At 62.6% G+C, this 15016-nt stretch carries 14 protein-coding genes and 1 pseudogene; 11 read left to right on the top strand and 4 right to left on the bottom strand.

What is annotated here, in order from left to right; all coding sequences use genetic code 11:
• Both H292_RS0114970 and H292_RS28180 read left to right on the top strand, forming a co-directional pair.
• Positions 1 to 227: ATP-binding protein (locus H292_RS0114970; protein WP_196806173.1), on the top strand; the 227-nt coding region annotated here is incomplete at its 5' end.
• 482 nt (positions 228 to 709) lie between these two features.
• Complete coding sequence (locus H292_RS28180) at positions 710 to 850, top strand: hypothetical protein (protein ID WP_020111942.1); 141 nt, start codon at positions 710 to 712, stop codon at positions 848 to 850.
• 1228 nt (positions 851 to 2078) lie between these two features.
• Here H292_RS28180 and H292_RS0114945 read toward each other — a convergent pair.
• The 3 genes from H292_RS0114945 to H292_RS0114935 form a co-directional block, all read right to left on the bottom strand.
• The gene (locus tag H292_RS0114945) at positions 2079 to 3074 is read right to left on the bottom strand and encodes an AraC family transcriptional regulator (RefSeq protein WP_051127764.1); all 996 of its coding nucleotides are present in this window, start codon (positions 3072 to 3074) and stop codon (positions 2079 to 2081) included.
• A gap of 78 nt (positions 3075 to 3152) precedes the next feature.
• Positions 3153 to 4322, bottom strand: coding sequence for an LLM class flavin-dependent oxidoreductase (locus tag H292_RS0114940; protein ID WP_020111938.1), 1170 nt, complete (start codon positions 4320 to 4322; stop codon positions 3153 to 3155).
• 15 nt (positions 4323 to 4337) lie between these two features.
• On the bottom strand, positions 4338 to 5849 hold the full coding sequence (locus H292_RS0114935; protein ID WP_051127760.1) for an aldehyde dehydrogenase: 1512 nt from the start codon (positions 5847 to 5849) through the stop codon (positions 4338 to 4340).
• A gap of 235 nt (positions 5850 to 6084) precedes the next feature.
• On the opposite strand from H292_RS0114935, the gene H292_RS0114930 reads away from it, so the two are divergent.
• From H292_RS0114930 to H292_RS28600, 5 genes and pseudogenes are all read left to right on the top strand, one after another.
• Entirely contained in the window at positions 6085 to 6591 is a 507-nt protein-coding gene (locus H292_RS0114930) for a flavin reductase family protein (RefSeq protein WP_037188492.1), read from the top strand.
• A gap of 5 nt (positions 6592 to 6596) precedes the next feature.
• Positions 6597 to 7151 (top strand): NADPH-dependent FMN reductase, encoded by a 555-nt coding sequence (locus H292_RS0114925; RefSeq protein WP_037188516.1) that lies wholly within the window; start codon positions 6597 to 6599, stop codon positions 7149 to 7151.
• Positions 7148 to 8377, top strand: a complete 1230-nt coding sequence (locus tag H292_RS0114920; protein WP_020111934.1) for a bifunctional 3,4-dihydroxy-2-butanone-4-phosphate synthase/GTP cyclohydrolase II — start codon at positions 7148 to 7150, stop codon at positions 8375 to 8377. Before H292_RS0114925 ends, H292_RS0114920 begins: the two co-directional genes overlap by 4 nt.
• Positions 8378 to 8420: 43 nt before the next feature.
• On the top strand, positions 8421 to 10373 hold the full coding sequence (locus tag H292_RS0114915) for an aconitate hydratase (protein WP_020111933.1): 1953 nt from the start codon (positions 8421 to 8423) through the stop codon (positions 10371 to 10373).
• A gap of 26 nt (positions 10374 to 10399) precedes the next feature.
• A pseudogene (locus H292_RS28600) lies at positions 10400 to 10732 on the top strand (CoA transferase); the annotation flags it as partial.
• Between the two features lie 1450 nt (positions 10733 to 12182).
• Here H292_RS28600 and H292_RS0114905 read toward each other — a convergent pair.
• Positions 12183 to 12506, bottom strand: a complete 324-nt coding sequence (locus H292_RS0114905; RefSeq protein WP_230593860.1) for a hypothetical protein — start codon at positions 12504 to 12506, stop codon at positions 12183 to 12185.
• Between the two features lie 218 nt (positions 12507 to 12724).
• On the opposite strand from H292_RS0114905, the gene H292_RS0114900 reads away from it, so the two are divergent.
• From H292_RS0114900 to H292_RS0114885, 4 genes are all read left to right on the top strand, one after another.
• Positions 12725 to 13171 (top strand): Hsp20/alpha crystallin family protein, encoded by a 447-nt coding sequence (locus tag H292_RS0114900; protein WP_027498837.1) that lies wholly within the window; start codon positions 12725 to 12727, stop codon positions 13169 to 13171.
• Positions 13168 to 13305 carry a hypothetical protein gene (locus tag H292_RS28435; protein WP_020111931.1) on the top strand — a complete coding sequence of 46 codons (138 nt, stop codon included), beginning with the start codon at positions 13168 to 13170 and terminating at the stop codon, positions 13303 to 13305. Before H292_RS0114900 ends, H292_RS28435 begins: the two co-directional genes overlap by 4 nt.
• A gap of 219 nt (positions 13306 to 13524) precedes the next feature.
• Positions 13525 to 14313 carry an ANTAR domain-containing response regulator gene (locus tag H292_RS0114890; protein ID WP_231383856.1) on the top strand — a complete coding sequence of 263 codons (789 nt, stop codon included), beginning with the start codon at positions 13525 to 13527 and terminating at the stop codon, positions 14311 to 14313.
• A 206-nt stretch (positions 14314 to 14519) separates the two neighbouring features.
• On the top strand, positions 14520 to 14921 hold the full coding sequence (locus H292_RS0114885) for an STAS domain-containing protein (RefSeq protein ID WP_231383855.1): 402 nt from the start codon (positions 14520 to 14522) through the stop codon (positions 14919 to 14921).
• Positions 14922 to 15016 lie beyond the last annotated feature (95 nt).

The following is a 15016-nucleotide window of genomic DNA, read 5'->3' as shown; positions in this document are numbered from 1 at the left end:
CGCAACGGTATATGAAGACCTCGATCGTGATGACCACCAACCGCGGCGTCGGATCGTGGGGTGAAGTTCTCGGCGACAACACCGTCGCCGCAGCCATGCTCGACCGACTCCTGCACCGCTCCGTTGTGCTCAACCTCGACGGAGATTCCTACCGACTCCGCGACCACAACGCACGATCGGAGAAACTCCGCAAAGCCGCCACAGGAACGCGCCAACCGCTACAGTGAACACCGCTCACGAGTGGGGAATTTCGGTGAGCGTGGTTGGGGAACTTCGCTGAGCCTCGTCAACACGCCGCTAGGCAACGGACTACCGCATTGTGATCACGTACCGGGTCATGGGACGCCGCCGACGCTTCTGCAGCACCGCATGCAGAGTCCGCGCTAGCAGGCACCAGGTCGACGTGCCGGAAACCGGCAGTCACCCACATGCCACCGGCCGTCAGGTAGGAGACGATGGAGATCTTGAGCATCCCGGAACCTCGACGGTGACACCGCCGAGCGGTTGGACCGACACACTCAGATCGGCACCGATCCAACAAGCGGTGCTCGAGCCGCACTTGTATCTGGGATTCGCGATCCGCAGCGGAATCGTCCCGCGGGACCGGGACCGGTGGAACGAACCTGTCTTCTGTGTTGCGTTCCCTGACGCCACCCAGCACGATGTGGAATTCGCCATCCAGTAGGGCTTCCCCGGCCTCACCAGAGGGGTGCACCGCGATGCTGGAGACAGCACCGACTACCCCGACGATTCAGACGAGTTCATCGACGACGAGGTGAAGGCGTTGCCGTCCACACTGGTTCCGGATCCACCGACGATCGAGAACTGGCTGATCTACATCGTCCGCTAACTCAACACCTCGCACCGCGATACCGCCGCGTTGGTGCAGTCCTGGGCGCGATGACCCCCGCCAGGCCACCAACCCACAGCACTCCCGCCATCGAAACTCACCGGGCTATCCCGATGGGGACCGCGCATGCACGGTTGATCGCCCCTAGGCGCCGATCCCATGCCGAGAGAATCCGTCCCGGGTGGGACGTCGACCGGACTGCCCTCTGCTGACCGAATGTTGTGTCGTCTCCCATTCGGGGACAGTGGATTTGCGGGCGATGGTGTGGGCGGGGATCGTCTACGACGAAGAAGGCGAACAGATCAATCTCGCTGATCCACGCGCCTGTGTCGGTGGCTGGACAATTGCCCGCGCCACCCGACTCCCGACGCGGCGGGGCGGATCTTGAACGGTCCCACCGGGCGGTGGGACGCACCCACCAGCACCTGAACAAGGGACGCGGGTCGACGCGCACGGTGCGATTCCAGACGGAGTTGCCCGGGCCGTGCAGCCGGTACGCCAGTGTAGGTCTGAGACGACAGTGTCTCTCGAAGCGATGGGGTGGCGCGGGCAACGGTAGAGAGTCATCGTCCCCGGGGGGTAGGAAAAGGAGGCTGTGTTTCCCGCGCCGCGCCGCACCAAGAAAAAGGTCCACCGTCTCCGGGTGCGACGGGACAAATATTCACTCCAATTCCTGGATTGATGGTGGCGGTGCGTGGTAGGTCACAGTCCGGTCGTGTCCCCGAGCCCGGGCAGGTGTCGGCGATGCGACGTCCAGGTCGCATCGCCGACGATCGGATCATCGACACTGTGGCGGTCCATCAACTTACTTCCCCGGTCGCAGTGATCACGTTCAATAGTTCGGTGGAGGCGCGGGCGGAGAATCACGGTCCGGACAGGGCACACTAGAGCAGGCATCCTTACAACGTCGCGCACTCGAAGTCGCCGCTCAGCCATACGTGTGGGTGGACATGAGACCTGACACCCGAGATGCGTCTTTCTTTAACTTGATCCTTCACAACGAGGGTCCGACCATCGCAGAGGACGTACGAGTGTTCATCGACCTACCTTTACCCGCCAGTTGGCGCCCATCCCAGGCCGCAGGGCTTGCCGGATAGGCGTTCGCGGCACTCCAGCCGGGGCAGGCGATGATCTGGAATCTCGGACTGGCCACCAAGATCGTTGACGCAGAGACCATGAAGCAGTTCGACGTGACCCTCTCGGTAACAGGACCCGTGAGCGACGGATTTTAACGTCGCAGGGTCTCAGAGGGAGATTCCCCGAAGCGTTCCTTGTACTGTTGCGCGAATCGGCCGAGGTGAAAAAACCCCCACTTGCTGGCGATATCGGTAATCCGTACTACAGGGTCTCCGCTGTGTCTGCGCAGCTCTTCATTGACGTGCTCGAGTCGCACTTTGCGAACGTAGGCCATAGGGGAGAGCCCAAACAACTTCTGGAACGACGCGTGAAGCGTACGTACACTCATCGATCCGGCCCGAGCCAGTTCGGTTGGAGTGAGGGGCTCGTCGGCATTCATTTCGATGAAGTCAACGACCGGTTTGAGGCGGCCGAGCTTTACATGGTCCGGTGGAGCAAGTAAATCATCCTTGTACGGATGTTCTGCAGCGGTGAGCAATTGGCTCATGATGAAGGCCTCGAGCTGGTCCCGCGCCAGGGGCATGTCCGCTATACCGCCGGGTCGATCGAGTTCGCCGACAAAAAACTCCACCGACGCGAGAAGGCTTGCCCCCGCAGCGGTAGACAGATCCAGGCCGAAGTCGAAATCGATGGCGGAGTTCACTTTACGTCCGAGAAGATCCGATAGATGGGCTTCAAGACTCGCGCGGGGAACTTTCAAGATGATTTGTTCCGCTTGCGGGCTCCAGTTCACAGTGTTGGTCTGCTCGGGGTGCAGGATCACGCCGCGCTGCCGGGCGTGTGTCGTCTCCCGGCCGCCGTCCTGCCTGCCCGCATCGGTGTGACCGGTGGTAGTGAGGTTGACGTGGTAACAGACTTCAGTGGCGGGCATCCGCAAAGTGGCGTCGGTGCCGTACGTAAGAAATCCGGCGGTGAACAGACGCTGTTCGACGGCGTTGAGCGTCATGCTGAGTTTCGCCGGATCATCGGCGTAGAGCTGGTGCGGAAGGTAGACGTCGGTGACAGCTTGACGGGCCTCGTCCAGATTGCGCGTGTGTAGGACGGGGTAACCCTCCAAGGGGCGATTGTTGCGCTCGGTCACAGTCATCTTCTCCTCACCGGCCACCATCATGATCCGACCGGTGCTCGACCGCAACGCACCTGCGATCGAGCACCGGTCGATACATCAGTGGCGCAGACCCGACTGCTTCAGCAGGGGCATGACGTTCTCGCCGAAGTACTTCATCTCTTCGTTGTAGTCGATCATGCCCATGATCATTCCGTTCATGCCGGCGTCGTTGAGCTGCTGGATCTGGTCGACGCACTGTTCCGGTGTACCGACCACCGGGTAGCCGCCCCACCCTGCGATGAAGCGACCCTGGAACTCCTTCTTCGCTGCGTGATCGAAGGACTGACTTGCGCCGGACCCGGCGATCTTGATGACGTTGCCGGCTGCGCCCCAGTCTCCGTCGTCGAGGACGCGCTGGAAGTCCGCTTTCGCTTCTTTTTCGGTGTCGCGGCAGACCACCAAGCCGTAGGTCATCGGGCTGATCGTGCGCTGATAGTCGGCTTTGGCCTTGTCCACCAGCGCAGCGGTGTAAGCCTTCATGTTCTCGAGGGTGTCGAGCGATGCAAAGTTGAAATCGACGTTGCGCGCCGAGAACTCGATACCGTTCTTGGAATTGCCCGCGTTGATCATCGCCGGGCGCGGTGCCTGATAAGGCTTCGGGTAGGACTCGACACCGTCCCCCTGGAAGTACTTGCCCTCGAAATCGAAAGATCCCGGTTCGGACCAAAGCTTGTTGACGTAGTCGATCCATTCCTGCCCGAAGGCGTAGCGCTCGTCGTGCTGGCGCTGCGCACCGCCGAACATTTCCATTTCCGGTGTTACCCAACCCATCACCAGGTTGAGTCCGAAGCGGCCCCCGGAGATGTGATCGATCGTGACAGCGGCCTTCGCTGCGACGATCGGATGCACGGTCGGTAGATGCGATGTCGCGAAGATAGCAATGTTTTCGGTTGCTTGCGCGAGACCAGCTGCCCACGAATAAGTCTCGAAGCAATTGCCGTTGAAGTTGGTGGTACCACCGAAACCCTTCCATCGAGCCACCGGCACCAGCGCTTCGAAGCCCAACGCGTCGGCCCGCTTGGCGATTTCGAGGGTGTGCTTCCACGTGGCCTCGTACGACGTCGGGGCATGCGACATGATCAGCCCGTAAGAGCAGTTCGTGCCGAACAGCCCCAGCTTCATCTTCTGGTCGTTGAACATCGGGTTGGTCGTGTTCCGGTCTACGAGCGGAGCCGTCTCTTCGATCGGACGGGGCGCGGTGGGGTTGTATTCGAGCGTGTCGGTCATCGTTGTATCTCCTGGTCAGCCGAGCTTGAATGGGTCGCGTGTGGCTCCGGTGAGCTCGACCCACACGGATTTGGTTTCGGTGTATTCGTTGATTGCGTCCAGACCGTTCTCACGGCCGAGGCCGCTGTCGCCGAAGCCGCCGAACGGCACGTTCGGAGCTAGGACTCTGTACGCGTTGACCCACACCGTTCCGGCGCGCAGCTTTGCTGCAATTCGGTGAGCGCGGTGAACGTCCTTCGTCCATACAGCGCCGGCCAGGCCGAATTGAGAGTCGTTCGCGAGAGAGAGCGCCTCGTCTTCGGTGGAGAACGTGTAGGCGGCCAGCACGGGACCGAATACTTCTTCTTTGACCACGGTAAACTCGGGGGTGACGCCGGTGAACACGGTCGGTTCGATGAACATACCACCCAGTTCCGCGCTCGCCTTTCCGCCGCTGGCGATGGTGGCACCTTCGTGGATGGCCGTTTTCAGGTAGCCGAGTACCTTCTCGTACTGTGGCCGGTTCGCCACGGGGCCCATCTCGGTGGCGGCGTCGTTCGGGTCGCCCAACTTGATGGCTTTCGCTCGGGCGGCGACGAGTTCGATCAGTTCGTCGTGCACGCTCTCGTGCACGATCAGGCGTGAGCCCGCCATGCACGTCTGGCCCGTTGCCGCGAACACTCCGGCTACCAATCCATTTGCGGCAGCGTCCAAATCGGCGTCGGGAAAAACGATCTGGGGTGACTTGCCGCCGAGTTCGAGGGTCACCTTGTTCAGGTTCTCGGCAGCGGCCTTCGCAACGGCCCGACCCGTGGTGGTCGATCCGGTGAACGCGACTTTGTCCACACCCAGGTGGCTGGCAAGATGCTCGCCGACCTCGCGGCTGAACCCGGACACGACATTGACTGTGCCAGCTGGGAATCCGGCCTTGTCGACCATCTCGGCGAAAGCCAGAGTCGACGCCGGAGAATGCTCGGACGGTTTGATGACGAAAGTGCATCCTGCAGCCAGGCCCACCGCGAGTTTGAAGGTGAGCAGGAGTAAGGGAGAGTTCCATGGGGTGATTGCGGCCACGACTCCGACGGGTTCCCGGCGGGTGTAGACGAAGTAATTCGGTTTGTCGGAGGGAATCGATCTGCCCTCGATCTTGTCCGCAAGGCCTGCGTAGTAGTAGTACCACTGGGGAAGGTACTGGAGCTGGCCGATCATCTCACGATACAACTTGCCCGAGTCCTGCACCTCGAGACGAGCAAGGCGTTCGGCGTTCTCTCCGATTATGTCGCCCAGCTTGCGGAGCAGGCGAGCGCGCTCGAATCCGGTTGCAGCACCCCACTCGCCGTCGAGGGCCGACCGTGCGCTGGCCACAGCGGCGTCGACGTCGGCGGTGGAGCCGTCGGGGATGGTGGCCCAGGTACGGCCGAGGTACGGATTTTCGGTGCCGAACGTCTGCCCCGACTGTGCGTCGACGAACCGACCGCCTATGTACATCTTGAATTTTTCCAAGTCCGCCGTCTCATGGGGAGAGGGCTCGAGTTGAGTGGATGTCATGGCTCACTTCCTGCGAGTTTGTGTGGTGCATGTCACCATTTCCTGACGATAGGCAGCGGTAGAGGGTCCCCGATATCCCGAGAGCGCCGTGGACTATCCGCTGTGTGCAGACATTGGCCGGCGGATGCTTGTTCTTTCACTCTGCGGATAGTGGCGGCACTGCGGGGATAGTGACACCAGTCACAGGCTGTCTATGGTTTGACGCAACTACATCCGCTGCTGCAGAGGAACAACGATGAAACTCTCGGAAATTGCCCCCGGACAGATGAAGGACGTGCTCGGTCACTTCTGTTCGGGTATCACCGTGATCACCGCGATGTCCCCGGATGGCCCTGTCGGATTCACGTGCCAGTCCTTCAGTTCGCTCTCGCTCGACCCGCCGTTGGTGACGTTCAGTCCAGCCCGCAGTTCCACTACCTGGCCCAAAATCCGCGAGATCGGCAGTTTCGTGGTCAATGTACTGGCCGAAGATCACGATCAGCTCAGCAACGGTTTCGCCAAGTCTGGCGCGGACAAGTTCGCCGGCGTCGATTGGACCGAAAGCATCTCGGGTGCACCGGTACTCGACGGCGTTGTGGCCTGGGCAGACTGTTCGTTGTGGGCCGAGTACGACGGCGGGGACCATACGATCGTGGCTGCGTCGGTGTCGGATCTCCGCGCGTACCGCGAACGCAGCCCGCTGCTGTACTACCGGGGTGCCTACCACCTCATCGATCGTCACCCACGCCACCCGGGGAGGTGACGGGCATGAACGCTGTCGCTCCGAATATTGTTGGTGTCATTGCCAGTTCGAATACACTCTCCCGCACGTCGACCGCCGTGCGCGGTGTTCTCGACGGTGCCGTGGCGTCCGGTGCGACCGTGCAAATGGTCGAGCTCGCGACTACCACGGTTGCCGACGCCATCGACGCGATCGACGGTGCCGACGGTGTCGTCTTGGGGTGCGCGGTCTACCGAGCTCGGCATACCGCCACGCTGGCGTCGTTGCTCGAAAGCGTCGAACGCTGCCAATACGGTGAAACCCGAGCTCCGTTGATGAGCACGGCAGCGGCGATCGTGATGGGCGGTGCATCCGAAAACCACTCCTTGGCATCCCAGTCACTGGAAAGAGCTTTGAACTCGTTCTTCGCGGTGCGACTCGTGTCGCCGCCGCTGTACCCGGCGCAGTCCGACTACATCGATGCGACCACGCTGACCGAGCACGCGGCGACGCTGGCCCAGCGTGCGGGCGGCCCTTTGGCCGAACTGGCCGCGGCCGTTCGATCCTCACGCCATCTCGCACGTTTGGAGCCACAGATATGACCTCTCTCGCACCCCTCACCGACGCTGTTGCTGCGATTGTGCGCGGCCGAATGGTTCTCGTCGCCGACGACGCCGACCGCGAGAACGAGGGCGACCTCATCATGGCCGCCCAGTTCGTCGACGCCGAGCAGATGGCATTCCTGCTCCGCCATGGAAGCGGGATCGTCTGCACGCCGATGTCGGGAGAGATTGCCGACCGTCTCGAACTGCCACCGATGGTGCAGACCAATACCGACAACCACCAGACCGCGTTCACAGTTGCAGTCGACGCCGCGGACGCCGGCACCGGTATCTCCGCGTCCGATCGAGCGCACACCGTGCGGGTGCTGGGGCACCCGCGGACGCAACCCGACGAGCTGCGGCGGCCAGGACACCTGTTCCCGCTCCGCGCCCGCCCCGGCGGAGTACTCGAACGGCCAGGGCATACCGAGGCCTCGATCGACCTGCTCCGACTGGCCGGACTGTACGAGGTCGCAGTGATCACCGAACTCGTCTCCGACGACGGCGTTCCGATGTCGGGCCGAACTCTGAACGACTTCGCCGCAGAACACGACATCCCCATGATCACCGTCGCCGATCTGGTCGCGTTTCGCACAACCGTCGAGACCGCACCAGTGCTGGGTGAATCCGCATTTTTACCAACCGATTACGGCCTATTCGATGCCCGTACCTACACGGCGCAGGACGGCGGAGCCGAACATCTGGTACTCACCCACGGCGACGTACAAGCAGCATCGCTCGAAGACCAAGGTGTCTTGGTCCGAGTGCACAGCGAATGCCTCACCGGTGACGTCGTGAAATCTCGCCGATGCGACTGCGGGACACAACTCGACTCTGCCCTACGAGCGATCGCAGACGAGGGCGCGGGTGTACTGGTGTATCTACGTGGACATGAAGGCCGAGGAATCGGCCTGACCCACAAGCTTGCCGCCTACAAGCTGCAAGAATCCGGACAAGACACCGTCGACGCCAACGTCAGCCTCGGTCTACCCATCGACAGTCGCGACTACAGCATCTCGGCCGCTGTACTCACCGCACTGGGTATCGGACGGATCCGGTTGATCACCAACAACCCGCACAAGGTCGACTCCCTCACCGCAGGGGGTCTCGACGTCACCGCGAGAATTCACTCCGCCACTGCGGTCACCGCCGACAACCTCACCTATCTGCGCACCAAACGCGACCGGATGGGCCACCTACTCGACCTGCCACTCGCGCAGTCTTGAACGACCCTGCGGCGCAAACTACTACGTCACGAACGGGCAATCCATGGCAGATACCCTGACCTATAAAATACTTCGAGCACATCTTGCTGCCGGTGACCTCGTACCCGGCTCCGACATCACTGTGCGCACCGATCAAATTCTCATGGAAGACGCCACAGGAACGATGGCAGCCATGCAGTTCGAGGAGCTCGGGCTCGACTCCATCCGCGTACCCCTCGCTGTGATGTATGTCGACCACAACGTGCTTCAGATCGACGACAAGAACATGCAGGATCATACCTACCTGCGCACCTTCTCGGAGAAGTACGGCATTCGCTACTCGCCTGCTGGACACGGCATTTCGCATTACATCCATCTCGAACGTTTCAGCAAACCCGGCGATCTGATCCTGGGCGCAGATTCGCATACCTCGACCGCAGGCGCAGCTGCGATGTTCGCTACCGGTGCAGGCGGCCTCGAAGTTGCGGTAGCCATGGGCGGGTACGGATTCGATTTCCCGTGTCCCCGCGTGATCGGTGTGGAACTCACCGGGCGACTCCGCGACGCCGTCGAACCCAAGGATGTCGTCCTCGATATCCTGCGACGATACGGCGTACGGGGCGGCCGAGGAGCGGTGTTCGAGTTCCACGGCCCGGGCGTGCACACTCTCACCACCTCCGGCCGCGCCACGATCGCGAACATGATCATCGAAACCGGTTCCACGACAGCAGTTTTTCCGTCCGATGACGAAACGCAGCACTGGCTCGTCGAGCAGGGTCGACCGCAGGACTACCAACCGCTCCAAGCCGACCACGGGGCCGTTTACGACGAAAATATCTCCATCGATCTGGGTGCCCTCGGCCCCCTCGTTGCCGTGCCGCACTCACCCGGCAACGTCCTCGAAGTCGCCGAGCTGCCGGACACTCCTCTAGCTCAGGTCTGTGTGGGTTCGTCGGTGAACAGCTCCTACGACGACCTGGCGGTGGTCGCTGCGGCCCTGCGGGGCAAGACCGTGCACCCTCGGATACAACTGACAGTCACACCGGGATCACGCCAAATCCTCACTACAATTATCGAATCTGGGGTCTATCGCGACCTCATGGAAGCCGGCGCTCGCATGCTGGAACCGATCTGCGGGCCCTGTGTCGGCATCGGGCAAGCGCCGCTGGCCGGCGCTCCCTCATTGCGTACGTTCAACCGGAACTTTCCCGGACGCAGTGGCACCGCCGAAGATCAGGTGTACCTGTGCAGTCCCTCCACGGCTGCGGCCAGCGCACTAGCTGGGCGTATCACGGACCCATCCGGACGAGATCCGATCCACCCTCGCCCGGCTGCGGCACCGGACACCACCGTGCACGATCGCCATATCACCGCCCCGCTCCCGTTGGGCGACCGCTCCGCCATCGTTGTCGAGCGCGGACCGAACCTTATTTCGCCGCAGCTGCCTCCGCCTGTGCCCGACGACTTGCCGGTTCGTGTTTTGATCTGCATCGGTGACGACGTTTCGACCGGCGACATGGCACCCGACGGTGCCATCGCGATGTCGGTGTGGTCGAACATCGCGCTGTGCGCCCGGTTCATGTTCAACCGGTTCGACGCCGGGTTCCACGACAGAGCTCTCGAATGGGGCGGCGGGATCATCGTCGCAGGGGACAACTACGGCCAAGGCTCTTCACGCGAACACGCCGCGCTGATTCCCGTCCACCTCGGTGTTCGGGCGATCGCTGCCACAAGCTACGCCCGCATTCACCGACGTAATCTCATTGCCGCCGGCATCGTTCCCCTCGTACGAACCGCCGATACCGAGCCGGAAATCGGCCAGACCTGGCAACTGCACGGGCTCAGGACAGCTCTGCGAACCGGCGAATCGGCGGTCACAGCGAATACCGGCCATGCCGACATCACGTTCACCCTCGATCTCACCGAAGGCGAAAGAGCAGTCCTGCTGGCCGGCGGCCTACTTGCACATATCAGGCAAGGCGGCCGAGCCGCACTACGCCAGCCGATATGGGTATGACGCCGACAGACCGAAGGAACAACCACATGACGAACACGGCCTTACCGCTCGCTGATATTCGGGACCTCGAACTGGGAAACTACATCGCCACCCCGACTGCCGCGCGAATGCTCGCGGATTCAGAGCCGAAGTCATCAAAGTCGAGCGGCCCGGAACCGGCGATGGGCTCAGAAACTGGCGGCTCTGTTCCGGTACGACGTCGATGCTGTTTCGCACGGTCAATCGCAACAAGATGTCGATTGTCCTCGACCTGCGGACCGAGCAGGGCAAGCGCGATGTCATCGATCAGGCTCCGAAATGCGACATCGCGCTCGAGAACTTTCGCCCCGGCACACTGGAGCGGTGGGGCGGCTTCCCCTCGAACCCCGCCGGCGATGCGGTCCAGTTGCACCGGGTCTCGGCGATCAACTGCGCGCACCTCGACGCCGGTCAGCCCGCTCCCGGACGAATGACGTCCATCCGGACCGCACTGGACTCGGCACGTAGCGACAGAACGATCCGGTATGCCGAGCAGTACCAGGTGATCGCGGCCGGACCGCCGACCTCCGGATCGACGGCTGCGCTGTTCGGTTGCCGCGACGCAGTCCTCCTTGTTCTCGCCGGAGCGGGCCTGCCCTGTAGGGCTATTGCAGGACTTGATCGCACAGACATCACCACCGATGGCGACAATGTGTGGATCGAGGGCGGCCACCGTATCGGCATTACCCCCCTACGACGTCGCCGGGTTCGACCCGGCCGCGATATGGGATCGGCGGCACACGGTCCAGCAGTTTCCGAGCGCTCCCCCCTCGACGGGGCTGCTGGCGTATCATGTGAAGCGCAACACGGCTCCTGACATGACTGGGCTGCCGCAGAGCCGACCGGCCGCGGTAGCGAACGGTCGGTGGGGCCCCTTGCCCGGTCGCGGCGATGACAGTCGCTTAGGTCGGAGCAGTGATCGCCAGGCACCGTACCGGTGCTTCTCCGCTGCACACCCCACGCCGCCCGATCATCAGACGATCCTACGGTACCGAGCGACGCGCCGGAACCGGTAACTGCAGATCTCGACTCCGGGTACTAACGATGGGGCGTCGGCACGTCGACGTGCCCATATGGCGCTGGCCGATGTGTGGAACATGGTCAGCCGGCGGCAACGAGGCGCAGGATTTCGTACTCCCGCGATGAAACCAAACTCTCGGCGGCCGACCCACCGCCGATCGACGGCTCTTTTGCGCTCCGATACGTGCCGGTGTGGGCGTCGTCGCGGATCGCATAGGCCAGTGTTGAGACTGAGGCGACCTCGAGGCCTGCCGCTCCAGCGGCAAACGCGGAGGCGACATTAGTGGATCGGGGAACGCGGTGAACAACAGCACTCGGGTCTCATATCGTGACTCGCGAGTCGTGGTTCCGAGCGCTCATGTCGCTACGAAGTCGTATGCGTTCAGTTGGAATCACCGGAGGCCAGGCGGTCTTTCGGCCCGGATCTCGGTGTCACGAGCATGTCACAAGTCGGTACCTACGTAGGTGGATTCGAGTGATACCACCTGGACGATTGACACTGGTCAGAGGTGCTGTGGTGAGTCCGCATGGACGTATGTGGTTGTGTCCCAACATACTTGTAAGCGAGCGGTCAACGGTTTAATCCCGTTAGGCGGCTCCGTACATGAAGGCCCTGACCACGTCACGCGGTCGGGGCCTTCGTCGTTGCGAGGTGCGTCGGCCCGGGTGCAGGTGACCCCAGTGCACGGTATCGATGCGGATCTGCGGGATTCCGCTGATGGCCGGTAGTTGTGTGCACTGGGGTCAGTGTCGATTTCGGCGGGCCGATGGCTACCAGAGAACCATTGTCAGGAATCCGATTCCCAGGATGATGCCGAGGGCGCCGGCGCCGTAGGCGAGGGCAGCGTCGGTGCGTGATGCGGGAGGCCCCGAGAGGATCGGGCTGCGGTCGGCCCAGAGCGCGGCGCCGAGAGCGAGGATGCCGAGCGCGACTCCGAAGCCTGGGGTCCAGAAGCACACGATGGACAGTGCGCCGATCATCAGCGCTGAGTCGGTGTTCTCGCGGCGGTCGAATGCTCGTCGGTTCCACCACCGCCGATCCTCGGGTCCGCCGGCGGTTCCCTCGGGATTGTTCCTGTCGGCCGTCAACGTCATTGCGTGTGCTCCTTCGTGTGTCGCATGCTGCCCGATGCGGTTCTCGCGCAGCATCATCGGCCGTCCTCGTGAGACGGCGCCTGCCTCGAAAATTTTTCGAAAAATTGTGCACAACCATCTTGGCACTCGGATGGTGAGAGTGCTAATTTCTGTATCGCACAGTCAAGAGCAGCCCGCTACAGGGGCGGGTGCATCTGGAGTTGATGGAGGTGGTTGCTGTGCTTCGCTTCGATCCGTTCCGTGACCTCGATTCCATTACCTCGGCCATGCTGGGGACGTCGAGCGGTTCCGATCGTGCGCCACGGTTCATGCCGATGGACCTGTACAAACTCGACGATCACTACGTTCTGTCGGCGGATCTTCCCGGGGTGGATCCGGGTTCGATCGATGTCGATGTCGACCGCGGAACCCTCACGCTGACAGCACATCGCACTGCACCGGATACCGATGGGGTGCAATGGATTTCCTCGGAACGTTTCGCCGGTACGTATCGTCGCCAGCTCGCGCTGGGCGACGGCGTCGACTCCGAGCGCATTTCCGCGTCCTATGACAACGGGGTCCTGTCGGTGACGATCCCGCTGGCCGAGCGCGCCAAACCGCGGAAGGTTCAGATCAGCGCCGGCGCCTCCGACGGTCGACGGTCGATCGAGACGCAGTCGAAATGATCGATCCGGTCATGTGGCCCGAGGGCCCGTACGAGTGTGCGCCGGCAGATTTCGTCGAGCAGCGTATCGAAGTCCCGTTCGAGGACGATGCGTATCCACCGACCGCTCGCTTCGAGGTTGTCGGGGCGGCGTAGATCAGGCGGAAGTGCCTGTGTGGGGGTGGCGCGGGGCGCTGCCGGTTTCTTGACAGCGCCCCGCGCCGCGGTACGTCCGTGTAGCGGGGTACCGGCAGCTCGGATGCCACGACTGCCGCGTACCCAAACCTGGCCCCCCTGCGGTAAGTCGAGCATCGGCGGCGCATTCGATTCCGGTTCCGGATGATCGTGTGGTCGAATCTGTTGGTGAAGGATTCTGTGGTCACTGATGCCAGTACGGCGGAGGGCGAGAGCCTCGCTGCCGCCGACGACGCAACCCGCGCGGCTGCCGCTCGCTTCGGGGCGGTGGTCGCTTCGATCGGTGACTCCATTCGCGACGACGACCATGTCCTCGAAACCCTCGACCGGCTCGTCGCAGTAGCATGCGAGCACATCGGGGACGTCGACCACGCCAGTGTCACCATCGACGTCGACGGCCGAAGCTTCACTGCGTGCTCGACCGACGACTCGACGATGGCTATCGACCTCGAGCAGTACGACCTCGATTCCGGGCCGTGCCTGACCGCTGCTCGCACGCCGGAAACAGTGGTCGCGGACTGCGACGTGATCGACCAGCGATGGCCGAACTTCGGGCCGACCGCCCGCGCTGCAGGTGTGCATTCGATTGTCGCCGAACCCATCTCGTCGGCGCAGGTGACGTTCGGTGCCGTCAACCTCTACAGCCGCACCGCGCATGCTTTCGACGATATCGATCGATCCCTGCTGGCGGCATTGACCGCCGCGATCGGATCCGCCGTCGGCGACTTCGCGCGGATCGGCGCCGCCCAGGACACCGTGGACGGCCTGCGTACCGCTATGGAACATCGGGCCCCGATAGAGCAGGCGAAAGGGATCCTGATGGCTCTGCATCGCATCGGACCCGACCAGGCTTTCGACATCCTGTCCACTCGGTCTCAGAACACCAATCGCCGTCTTCGTTCGATCGCCGTCGAATTCGTCGCCGCCGTCAGCGAGGTCAGTACAACGGTGACCGATACTCCGACGTGACCGACGCGCTCCGTCTCGGCCGGGGAGCTACCGCGATCGATCCCCGAAGAGCCGTTATCGCGATGTTATTCCCTGGTTATCAATTCGAGATAGACCGGTCGAGTCTTCGATATCGGACACTGGAAAACTAATTGCACAGTCAACGAGGTGACGCAGGAGTGACGGTCACGAGTCCGTCACGGCGCGAGCACCCGGGAGAGGACACGATGACCACCGCCATGCCCGACTCCTCCTTCTCGTGGACCGATACGCACGCGCCGCCGAGCGTGGTTGCCGATGCGGCGGACCGGTACGACATCGATGTGGAAGCCGTATCCGCCGACCGCAGGGTGGTGCGACTGGCGGGGGAGTTCGAGATGGAGTCCCGTACCGACGTTGCCGCAGTCCTCGACCGAGCGATACGCACCGGATCGAAGGTCGATGTCGATCTCTCGGCTGTGACGTTTCTGTACTCGGGTGCGGCGAGGTCGATCATCGACGCCGTCGATGCCTCGGAAGCATTCGGGCAGCAGATGCAGGTGGTCGGCGCGAACCGCGTCGCGTGCAGAATCTTCGGCGCTCTCGGCGCCGAACATCTTCTCCGAGAGAACTCCGATCGACATGCCTGACGACACGAGGGTTCGCGATGGGGGCCAGGGCGCGTAGGCGCGTGAGGGTGTCGAGGGTTGGCCGCATGGACGACGGGTACTGAGATGGTCATGAT

The sequence above is a fragment of the Rhodococcus sp. 114MFTsu3.1 genome (assembly GCF_000383555.1).
GTDB lineage: Bacteria > Actinomycetota > Actinomycetes > Mycobacteriales > Mycobacteriaceae > Rhodococcoides > Rhodococcoides fascians_E.
The sequence above is the reverse complement of the archived record's forward strand: the minus strand, read 5'-3'. Positions and strand labels throughout refer to the sequence as shown.

Excerpts from the sequence above, each read along its gene's own strand:
- H292_RS0114945 (WP_051127764.1), bottom strand. The coding sequence starts at position 3,074 with ATGACTGTGACCGAGCGCAACAATCGCCCCTTGGAGGGTTACCCCGTC.
- H292_RS0114940 (WP_020111938.1), bottom strand. The coding sequence starts at position 4,322 with ATGACCGACACGCTCGAATACAACCCCACCGCGCCCCGTCCGATCGAA.
- H292_RS0114935 (WP_051127760.1), bottom strand. The coding sequence starts at position 5,849 with ATGACATCCACTCAACTCGAGCCCTCTCCCCATGAGACGGCGGACTTG.
- H292_RS0114930 (WP_037188492.1), top strand. The coding sequence starts at position 6,085 with ATGAAACTCTCGGAAATTGCCCCCGGACAGATGAAGGACGTGCTCGGT.
- H292_RS0114925 (WP_037188516.1), top strand. The coding sequence starts at position 6,597 with ATGAACGCTGTCGCTCCGAATATTGTTGGTGTCATTGCCAGTTCGAAT.
- H292_RS0114920 (WP_020111934.1), top strand. The coding sequence starts at position 7,148 with ATGACCTCTCTCGCACCCCTCACCGACGCTGTTGCTGCGATTGTGCGC.
- H292_RS0114915 (WP_020111933.1), top strand. The coding sequence starts at position 8,421 with ATGGCAGATACCCTGACCTATAAAATACTTCGAGCACATCTTGCTGCC.
- H292_RS0114905 (WP_230593860.1), bottom strand. The coding sequence starts at position 12,506 with ATGACGTTGACGGCCGACAGGAACAATCCCGAGGGAACCGCCGGCGGA.
- H292_RS28435 (WP_020111931.1), top strand. The coding sequence starts at position 13,168 with ATGATCGATCCGGTCATGTGGCCCGAGGGCCCGTACGAGTGTGCGCCG.
- H292_RS0114885 (WP_231383855.1), top strand. The coding sequence starts at position 14,520 with ATGACCACCGCCATGCCCGACTCCTCCTTCTCGTGGACCGATACGCAC.